The 8805-nt window shown below is 58.3% G+C and carries 9 protein-coding genes; 1 reads left to right on the plus strand and 8 read right to left on the minus strand.

All coding sequences use genetic code 11. The features are described from left to right. From VMU57_RS05940 to VMU57_RS05955, 4 genes are all read right to left on the minus strand, one after another. Positions 1-385 (minus strand): DoxX family protein (locus VMU57_RS05940; RefSeq protein WP_325381713.1); only part of this gene is annotated, 385 nt, incomplete at its 3' end. A gap of 174 nt (positions 386-559) precedes the next feature. Further along, the gene (locus VMU57_RS05945; protein ID WP_414648608.1) at positions 560-1060 is read right to left on the minus strand and encodes a DUF6982 domain-containing protein; all 501 of its coding nucleotides are present in this window, start codon (positions 1058-1060) and stop codon (positions 560-562) included. Beyond that, positions 1060-2487 (minus strand): sigma-54 dependent transcriptional regulator, encoded by a 1428-nt coding sequence (locus VMU57_RS05950; RefSeq protein WP_325381715.1) that lies wholly within the window; start codon positions 2485-2487, stop codon positions 1060-1062. Before VMU57_RS05950 ends, VMU57_RS05945 begins: the two co-directional genes overlap by 1 nt. Positions 2488-2936: 449 nt before the next feature. Then, positions 2937-3170 (minus strand): hypothetical protein, encoded by a 234-nt coding sequence (locus VMU57_RS05955; protein ID WP_325381721.1) that lies wholly within the window; start codon positions 3168-3170, stop codon positions 2937-2939. Between VMU57_RS05955 and VMU57_RS05960 the strand changes: the two genes are divergently transcribed. Further along, on the plus strand, positions 3063-4079 hold the full coding sequence (locus tag VMU57_RS05960; protein WP_325381720.1) for a sigma-54 dependent transcriptional regulator: 1017 nt from the start codon (positions 3063-3065) through the stop codon (positions 4077-4079). The genes VMU57_RS05955 and VMU57_RS05960 overlap by 108 nt on opposite strands. A 66-nt stretch (positions 4080-4145) precedes the next feature. On the opposite strand, the gene VMU57_RS05965 is transcribed toward VMU57_RS05960, so the two are convergent. From VMU57_RS05965 to VMU57_RS05980, 4 genes are all read right to left on the minus strand, one after another. After that, positions 4146-5522 (minus strand): TIGR03013 family XrtA/PEP-CTERM system glycosyltransferase, encoded by a 1377-nt coding sequence (locus tag VMU57_RS05965; RefSeq protein WP_325381716.1) that lies wholly within the window; start codon positions 5520-5522, stop codon positions 4146-4148. Between the two features lie 292 nt (positions 5523-5814). After that, positions 5815-6789 (minus strand): CpsD/CapB family tyrosine-protein kinase, encoded by a 975-nt coding sequence (locus VMU57_RS05970; protein WP_325381717.1) that lies wholly within the window; start codon positions 6787-6789, stop codon positions 5815-5817. Beyond that, positions 6786-7718: an ExeA family protein gene (locus VMU57_RS05975; protein WP_325381718.1), complete on the minus strand. Its 933-nt coding sequence runs from the start codon at positions 7716-7718 to the stop codon at positions 6786-6788. The genes VMU57_RS05970 and VMU57_RS05975 overlap by 4 nt, the downstream gene beginning before the upstream one ends. A 2-nt stretch (positions 7719-7720) precedes the next feature. After that, a partial coding sequence (locus VMU57_RS05980) for a lipopolysaccharide biosynthesis protein (RefSeq protein ID WP_325381719.1) occupies positions 7721-8805 on the minus strand: 1085 nt, incomplete at its 5' end.

The following is an 8805-nucleotide window of genomic DNA, read 5'->3' on the forward strand; positions in this document are numbered from 1 at the left end:
CCCCCGCCGCGGGTACAGCTATCAGCTTGATCGAGCTGAAGCCGTAGCGAAGATGCACGGTAAAGATCGCCACGATCAGAAGGGCAGCCATTGGCAGGCTGGCCAGGGTGACGAACGCGCCCAGCAGCACCGCCAGTCCGCCGAACACCTCGATCAAAATTGTGGCCCACGCCATCAGGTGGGGCGACGGTACGCCGATCACGTGCAATATTGTGGCGAATGCTTCAGGGCCTTTGCTTAACTTGGCGAAGCCATGCTCCATGAAGCCGTAGCCCACGATCAGACGCAAGGGAATCGGAGCCCAGCGGCCAAGTTGGAATTGATCCGAAAGATCGAAGAGGAGATCGCTGGCTCTCGGTTTGCTCGCGCGTAATCGGCTTTCCATGTTGGGGCATTCTCCCGGGCGTAGGCTCGTCCTGCATAGCAGAAGGGATCACCCCTCTTCAGAGAGAGGCATTGGCTGTATTTGCCATGCCATAGGATCACTCAACAGGAAATTGGTTACAGGGGAGCGGGAGGGCGGGAATGAACCTCGGTCCCGCCACAAAGCACCGTGCGCTTAGGCCTTGTGGAGGCTCTTGGAGGGATTCCGCAGTCCCAACACGTGGAAGTCCTTGAGGCGGCCCTTCAGGACATAGACCAGCTTGTTGTTGCCATTGGGGTCGGTGGGCATCAAAAAGAAGCCATCCTGCAGGACAAAGTCGGAGTTATTGCTGACGATGCCCTCGATCATCTCGCTGTCATGAAAATAGACGCGCACCCACAGGCCATCCAGAACCGGGGCATGCCCATGAAAGTGCAGAGCCCGATGCTTGAGGTCGCCCTCAAAGGTTTTGACGAAAAAGACGGCTTTGGCATCTTTCGTGGGAACCTCTTCGACGGTCTGCGAGTCCAGCAGACGCAGTCGAATTGTATCCAGAGAGGACTCCTGCGTACCATGCAGCAGCTCCTCAACCGACCCCAGATCAGTTACATCCGCAAAACCACACACCGTTCGGTCTTCATACCGAACGACGATCCGATGTGTATCCGCTGCTTCCCCATCCGCACGCTGCGCCACTAAACCTGACCCCGGGGAGAAAGATCGTACTGCTTAATTTTGTAGAGCAAAGCCTTGTAGCTGATCTGAAGGTCGCTGGCCGCGGCTTTCCGGTTCCATCCCGTTCCCTCAAGCACGCGGGCGATTGCGGTCGCCTCCGCGTCACCCTTCAGGCCGCGAACAAGAGCCTTCAGCCCCGTTCCATTTGATGACTCTGCGGCAGAACCGGCAGCGGACTGGCCACCGCTCGAAGGCGAAAGCTCGTCAAGAATCGCCCGCTCATCTCCGAGGACAAGATAGCGGTTGACGACATTTTCCAGTTCGCGCAGGTTTCCGGGCCATACATGCTCGGTCAATGCGTTCATCAGCCGCGGCGAGAAGGAAAGCTCATCCCGGCCATATCTCTTGGCTCCCTTGCGCATAAAGTACTCGGAAAGCACAGGAATCTCCTCCCTGCGCTCGCGCAGCGGGGGGATGTTCAGCGTGAAGCCGTTCAGGCGATAGTACAGATCTTCGCGGAAGGTCTTCTGCGCCATCGCCTCTTTCATATTGATATTGGTTGCCGCGATCACGCGGACGTCCACCTTCATCGGAGAGCGGCTGCCAAGACGCGAAAACGTTCCATCCTGTAGTACCTGCAACAACTTGGCCTGCAGAATCGCGGGCATCTCTCCAATTTCGTCGAGAAAGATCGTTCCGCCGGTGCAGACTTCAAATTTTCCCGGCTTGGTCTTGATGGCGCCGGTGAACGCGCCCTGCTCGTAGCCGAAGAGCTCACTTTCGAGCAGCTCGGCCGGCACCGCGGCACAGTTGACCTTCAGGAAGATATGCTGGCTCCGCGCCGACATCATGTGGGTGTAGAGCGCGAGGATCTCTTTGCCTGTACCGCTCTCTCCAAGAATAAGAAGAGGGATGTCAGCCCGGGCTACCAGGGCTGCCTGCGACTCCAGATCGCGCATGCGTTTGCTCGAGCGAACGAAGGAGTGGGTCTCGTTCAGGGGAATCTCGCGAGGCGTGTCTGCCGACGTCTTCTTGTCCGCGGAGGCGAGGTGCTCTTCAATGGTCGCTTCTACGTCACAGCCGACAAACGGCTTCATGACGATCGCCTTCACTCCCAGTCGGATGACGGTCTCGATGTCACGCAGCTCGGACGAGCCGGAGAGCACAATGACGGGAAGATGCGGCTTGGAGCAACGAATCTGAGTCAACAGCGGGAGCGAATCACGATTGCTATGCAGCGCCAGCAGAAGAAGGTCGGGTTCCTCCTGGTGCTCCAGCCTGTCCAGCAGGGTCTGCTCTTCCGAGAACAGGCTCAGGACATATTTATTCCCAAGCGTCGACCGGAGATAGTCAAGAACCGCCAGATCCGGCTCCAGAATGAGAATCTGGGCCCGCGACTTCGCAGTGGACTTCGAGGCAGAAACCGGATGTAACAGCGAAGTTGCCATGCCAAAAACCTCTTGTCGCAGATTTGGTCTCATCACCAAATCTCGCGATGCTCGTGAACTCGAGACGTTCCTTACCCGAGTCCAACTTACCTTCGATCTATTTCCGTCAAACTACTGACGGCCCCTGGTGCGCGAATCCTAGATCGTCCTTAAGAAAATCACAACAGAAAAAATGTTAACAACTTTGCTGACAAAAGAGATAAAGCTTTTCCATTTCTCTTCTCGGAACACGTCTAGCTTACTATGCAACCAACACGACTGAAGAGGAGAAAATGTCATTTTTTTGCAGATTACTTTGGTAAACATTTTCACTGTGACTCGGCAAAAGCTGATGAATATGGGATTACGTTGCCAAACGACGACGGCCTACTCTTCGCTCGGCTTAGTTTGAGGCGGAAAGAGCGAGATGCCTCCATCTCCTTGAGCTGATTGGCTATCGACGTGCTACATCACTGGCATTGCATCACTCTGCTCTCTGCACCTCGATAGGAAAAATAATCTTGATTCACCACGCTGAATCCGTTGCCGCTCTCAATCTGCCGCCACTCGACATTATTTTTGGGAGGACGGCAGCCATGCAGGCCGTCCGAAATAAGTTGGAACGAGTAGCAGAAACTGATGTCCCTGTTCTTATTCAAGGAGAAAGTGGTACAGGCAAAGAAGTTTGCGTTCGCCTGCTCCATGCTCTCTCCAAGCGCGCCAGTGGTTCCCTGGTTAAGGTAAGTTGCCCCGCAATCCCTCATTCCCTGCTTGAAACCGAGCTGTTCGGATACGAAAAAGGCGCCTTTACCGGAGCCATGTCGACCAAACAGGGCCGGGTGGAACAAGCACACATGGGAACGCTGTTCCTCGACGAAGTTGGAAGCCTCGATCTCGCGGTCCAGGCCAAGCTGCTGCAAGTCCTTCAAGATGGGACGTTTACGCGGGTTGGAGGGCATGATCCGCGTTCGATTACGACGCGGTTGGTCTCTGCAGCGAACTGCGACCTTCGCAATCAGGTAGAAGACGGTACGTTCCGCCTCGATTTTCTCTTTAGAATCAATGCAGTAACGATCAATCTGCCGCCTTTGCGGCAGCGAATCGCCGACCTGCCCGTCCTGATCGACTACTTCATCGATCACTATGCAAAAGTTTTCCACCATGCACCGGAATTACTCTCCAAGAGCGCCGTACGGTTGATGCAGAACTATCACTGGCCGGGAAATATCCGTCAGCTGGAGAACCTGATCCGGAGCTACGTCCTGATTGGGAGTGAGGATGCGCTGGTTGCGGAGCTGATGCCGGAGACGCCGCGCAGCGGAATCACCACCGAGATCGACCTGAGCGAGCCGGTTTCGCTCAAGAACATTACCAAGAAAGCAACCCAGGATCTCGAGCGGCAAATCATCTTGAAGGTCTTGCAGGAGAATAGCTGGAACCGCCAGAAGACCGCTAAGTGGCTTCAAATCAGCTATCGGTCTCTTCTCTACAAGCTGAGCGAGGCAGGGATGCCGGAGGTTCCACCCCGGCCTCTGCGGATTCCCGGGCTGGTGAAGAAGACCTCGGAGAGATCGCTCAAACCGGCGCTCGCGTCACGTAGCAGGATCTACTAGTACGTTTCCTCGTTTCAAAACCCCGGCTTTGGCCGGGGTTTTGTTGTTTGCAGAGGTTTACAGACTCTACTGGGCGCCCTGACGGCGAATGATGGTCTTGACGGTCTCGAACATGATGAGCAGATCGAGCCCCAGGGTCATGTGCTTGATGTAGTAGAGATCGAACTCCAGCTTCTCGCGGCTTTGGGCCAGGGTGGCGCCATAGCCGTAGCGAACCTGCGCCCAGCCGGTGAGGCCGGGGCGGATCATGTGGCGCAGGTCGAAGTAAGGGATCTGCTCGGAAAGCCAGGGAACGAACTCAGGCCGCTCGGGCCGGGGACCGACGAAGCCCATGTCGCCGCGCAGAACGTTCCAGAGCTGGGGGACCTCGTCGAGCCGGGTCTTGCGCATGAACATGCCGACGCGGGTGACGCGAGGATCGTTCTTGGTGGCCCACTTGGCACCGGCAGCCTCGGCATCGGTGCGCATGGTGCGGAATTTATAGACGGAAAAATTGCGGCCGCCCATGCCGACGCGCGTCTGCCGGAAGAAGATGGGGCCGGGTGAAGACATGCGGACCATCAGAACGACGAAGGGAAAGAACGGAAGGAAGAGGAGCAGGCCGATGGCGGCGGTCAGGGTGGAGACGATGCGGCGGGCGATCTGCTGCGAGGGCTTTACGCGAAAACCCTCGCTGTAGATGAAGTTACTGGGACGGAGACCGTCGAGGTAGAGCTTGCCGGTCAACCGCTCCAGCAGCGCACCTGCCTCTTCGATGACGACGCCGTTGAAGCGCAGCTTGAGCAGTTCGCGCATGGGGAGGCCGCCGCGGCGATCCTCAAGCGCTACGACCAGGCGGTCAATGTGATGCCCCGAGCCATCGATATCGGCCAGGGCCGCGCTGAAGACCTCATGCCGATGAGCCTTATCGTCGGCAAAGCCGTCGCAGCCGACAACCTCCATTCCCGCGTCTCTGCGATTCTGCAGTAGATTGACGACCATGCGGGCGCGCTCGCCGGCTCCGAGAACGTAGACCCTCTCGCGAAAGGCATCTCTGCCGATAAGCCATTCGTAAACGCCGCGCCAAACCACCAGTGCGAAGGTAAGAAAGACGAGGCCGAGCAACAGGACGGAGTGAGCTATGTCAAACGCAGGAAAGAGATAGATGACGCCGGAGAGCAGAAACGAGAGGAAGCCCAGAACGAGCAGAAGGCGAAAGTAAATCTCCCAGCTCTCGGAGATGCGCTGCGGCTCGTAGAGGTCGAAGTAGTAGGAGATCAGAAGCGTGAGGATAATGAGGACGGCGATCTTGACCCAACCATACTCGAAGTTGAGGACCAGATAGGAGTCCGGCCCCGCGATCAGCACCGTTGCCAACAGAAAGGAACCGCCGATAATCAGCGCCTCGCACAACAGCAGAACGATGGTGCGCGTTGGGTAATAAACGTTGAATAGGCGAATCATTGCTCTCTCTTACCAGTGCTCTGTTTCAGGCCGGGAACCATGGACGACATCAATATTTCTCCATGGCTGACTCAAGCTGGATCACACCTTCCTCCAGATTCGATCAGACTTTGGCGAATTACAACGACATAAGAGAGCATACCCCAGGGGATAGAGCCCACCCCTTCATTTGCTCCAGAGTGCCCTGTTCACAGCGCAGACGAGGTCACCTGGTGGGTTGCATCCAAAATACGGCAAGATCGAGGTCGTACGCGCGAATATCAAATAATTTCTTCGTGAAGTTCCACGTTTGTTACTCATTGGTGGAATCGTAGCCATAATAGTCGCCGACTTGAGGAGGCTCATGGACCGCGTTGAGGACGAAACCGAGGACCTTCGCGGCCTTCAACTCGCTCTGGGCGCGCTGCGCGATGGGGAACTTCGTGACTCCGCCCCGAGCGACAAGAAGGACGCCATCGCAGAAACGAGCGAGGTTGACGGCATCGGAGACGGGAAGAACGGGCGACGAGTCGACGATAATCCAGTCGAAGTAGGGAGAGGCCTGGCGAATGAGGTCCCCAAAGCGTGGGCTGCCGGAGAGGTCCGCGGCCTTATCTCCGCCGTTGCCTCCCGCGATAAAAGTGAGATTGGGCATTGCCGGCTGATTTGAGGAATCGGTGGGTGGCATCTCCTCGGCACGCTGCATAATTTCGACGATGCCAGCTTTTCCTGCCAGGTAGTCGGCAAGGCCGGGTTGCGATTCGCAGCCGAGAATCTGATGCATGGTGTAGCGACGCATGTCGCCGTCGATCAGCAGGACCTTGCTGTTCTTGTGGCGCGCGAGACTGAAGGCCAGGTTGACTGAGATGAAGCTCTTGCCCTCCTGCGGCATGCCGCTGCTGACAAGGATCGACTTAAGCGGGCTCACGTCGCGCAGCTCGAAGATTCGCGAGCGAAGGCTACGGAATTGCTCGACGGCAGAACCGCGATGCAGGAGAGAAGGAAGCTGCGCGAAGGCCGGGCTCCAGGGACGCCTTTCGATCTTGCTGAGATCGAGCGGCGCATTCGTGGCGGTGGCGGCAGCCGGGGCAGCGTAACGCGGACGCACGGGCGCGGCTGGAGCAGGCGCCTCGTATTCCGCTTCGGCAACCACGGTTTGCGCGAGCGGCTCGAAATCGGACGGAGGGGTGGGTGCGGCTACCTGTTCTGGGGTTCGCGGCTCGCGGTCGCGTTTGTCCAGAGCGCGCTCGGACTCTGCTTTCTGGAGTGCTTCGTAAATGCGGCTCATCGATCTTGCCTTCCCGTGGGGTCACCGTTAAAAGCTGTGCTGAAGTTGGGGGCATCGCCGGATGCGGAGAGCGACGACATGCCTCCGCCGCCCATGGCCGCGGAGGAGATAAGAAATGGCTGCGTCTCCAGCTCGAGTTCGACTGCGACGCCTTCGACGATGGCAGGAGTAATCTCTTGCGACTGCTCGACGTAGCCCACGATCAGCGAGTGTTCGCAGAGCAGATTGATGATGCGTGGAATGCCGCGGCTGAAGCGGTGGATGAGGCTGAGCGCCTCCTGCGTGAAGATGGGCCAGGACGCGCCGGCAATGCGGAGACGCTCGGCCACGTAGGCGCGGGTCTGGCTCTCGGTGAGCGACTGGGTGCGGCACCAGAGCGAGACGCGCTGGCGAAGCTGGCGGACGCTGGGATGGCGAAGCTTCTCTTCAAGCTCGGGCTGGCCGGAGAGGACGATCTGAAGCAGCTTCTCCGACGAGGTTTCGAGGTTGGTAAGCAGACGAATCTCTTCGAGCAGATCCCAGGAGAGGTTCTGAGCCTCGTCCACAACGACGACGCAGGTCTCTTCCATGCGAAAGCGCTCGATGAGCCAGCGGTTGAGCTGAAGCAGCATGCCGGACTTGGTGCGTGCAGCCGGGGTGATGCCGAAGTCAGTGAGCACAAACTCGAGGAAGTCCAGGGTGTCGAGGCGCGGGTTGAAGACGAATGAAGTGGACACGCGCCGTCCGCTGAAGGAGGTAAGGGCGCGGCGCAGCAAGGTGGTCTTGCCGGTGCCGACCTCTCCGGTGAGTACGGTAAAGCCCTTGCGGGCGGAGATGCCGTACTCCAGGCAGGCCAGGGCCTCCCGGGTGTGCGGCATCATGTAGAGGAAGCGCGGGTCGGGACTGGTGCCGAAGGGGCTGGCTTGCAGCTTGTAGAAGCTCTTGTACATGATCAGCTCCCTGCATTCACGAGCGGCTTGGGGTCCGCTGCAAGACCGCGCTGACGGCGAAACGGCCATCGGCGTTTGGTCGGAGCGGGCTCCTCTTCGCCGGTGTAGCCGATGACGGCCAGCGTCGGCAGCTTGGTAAATGCCCAAATGTCGCGCTCAGTACGGACTGCGGTGTCACGATACTCGATCAGTGCCACAATCGCAAGGCCGATCACAATTCCGCCGACGAGCCCGCCAAGCGCGAAGATAAGCCGATTGGGGAAGGTTGGCGCTTCAGGGAGATTGGGCGCATCCATGACCTTGAAGTTCTCGCCCTGCTGCCGTTTCTCGAGATCTGTTCCCATTTTGGCAAGGTTCATCTTGTTGAGGAGATCATCATAGAACTGTTGGGCAGTAGCGTGATCGCGGGTGATGTTTTTGAACTGCTCCTGCACGGCCGGAGTGGACTCGATGCGTCCTTGATAAGAGCGGATCTGGTTTTGTACCTGGGCCTGGTCGCGCTTCTTCTGCGCGATTCCCTGTTCGACGGCGCGAAGCTGGGCGCGGAGCTGCTGCACGCTCAGCGAATCGTGGGTGTTGGGGGCAGAGACCGATGGAGTCTTCGCGGGAGCTGGGGCCTTTGCCATCTGAGCCCGCAGGTCCTTGATCTTGCGACGGACGGCAACGACATCGGGATATTCGTCGGTGTACTGGGCAGTCAGCGCTGCCTCCTGGTTGAGAAGCGAATCCAACTCGGTCTGCTGGGCCTGGGGAGCTATGCCTCCGCTTGAGGCGGTTGAACTCTGGGCAGCGGTCTGCTGGGCCAGCATCGCCTCTTCATAGCTCTTGTCCTGCTCCAGACGGGCGAGCGCCTGGGTGGCTGCGTCCAACTGGGTGTTGAGGCTGCTCAACATATTCATGTTGGTCGCTTCTTCACCGGGAAGCCGGCCAGCGAACTGCTCCTGAAAGCGGGCCACCTTGGAGTCCTGGTCGTCGAGGTTTCGCTTGGCGTCGGCAAGCTGGGCCTGCAGAAAGGCGGTGGTGCCTTCGGCAGAGGCGGTGCGGTCGCTCAGGTTTTCGCTGACAAACAGCGAGGTAATCTCACCGC

Source organism: Edaphobacter sp. (assembly GCF_035532915.1).
Classification (GTDB): domain Bacteria; phylum Acidobacteriota; class Terriglobia; order Terriglobales; family Acidobacteriaceae; genus Edaphobacter.

Bases quoted from the DNA above. Each gene is read 5' to 3' on its own strand.
- VMU57_RS05950 (WP_325381715.1), bottom strand. From the start codon at position 2,487: ATGGCAACTTCGCTGTTACATCCGGTTTCTGCCTCGAAGTCCACTGCG.
- VMU57_RS05960 (WP_325381720.1), top strand. From the start codon at position 3,063: ATGCAGGCCGTCCGAAATAAGTTGGAACGAGTAGCAGAAACTGATGTC.
- VMU57_RS05955 (WP_325381721.1), bottom strand. From the start codon at position 3,170: ATGGAGCAGGCGAACGCAAACTTCTTTGCCTGTACCACTTTCTCCTTG.
- VMU57_RS05965 (WP_325381716.1), bottom strand. From the start codon at position 5,522: ATGATTCGCCTATTCAACGTTTATTACCCAACGCGCACCATCGTTCTG.
- VMU57_RS05970 (WP_325381717.1), bottom strand. From the start codon at position 6,789: ATGAGCCGCATTTACGAAGCACTCCAGAAAGCAGAGTCCGAGCGCGCT.
- VMU57_RS05975 (WP_325381718.1), bottom strand. From the start codon at position 7,718: ATGTACAAGAGCTTCTACAAGCTGCAAGCCAGCCCCTTCGGCACCAGT.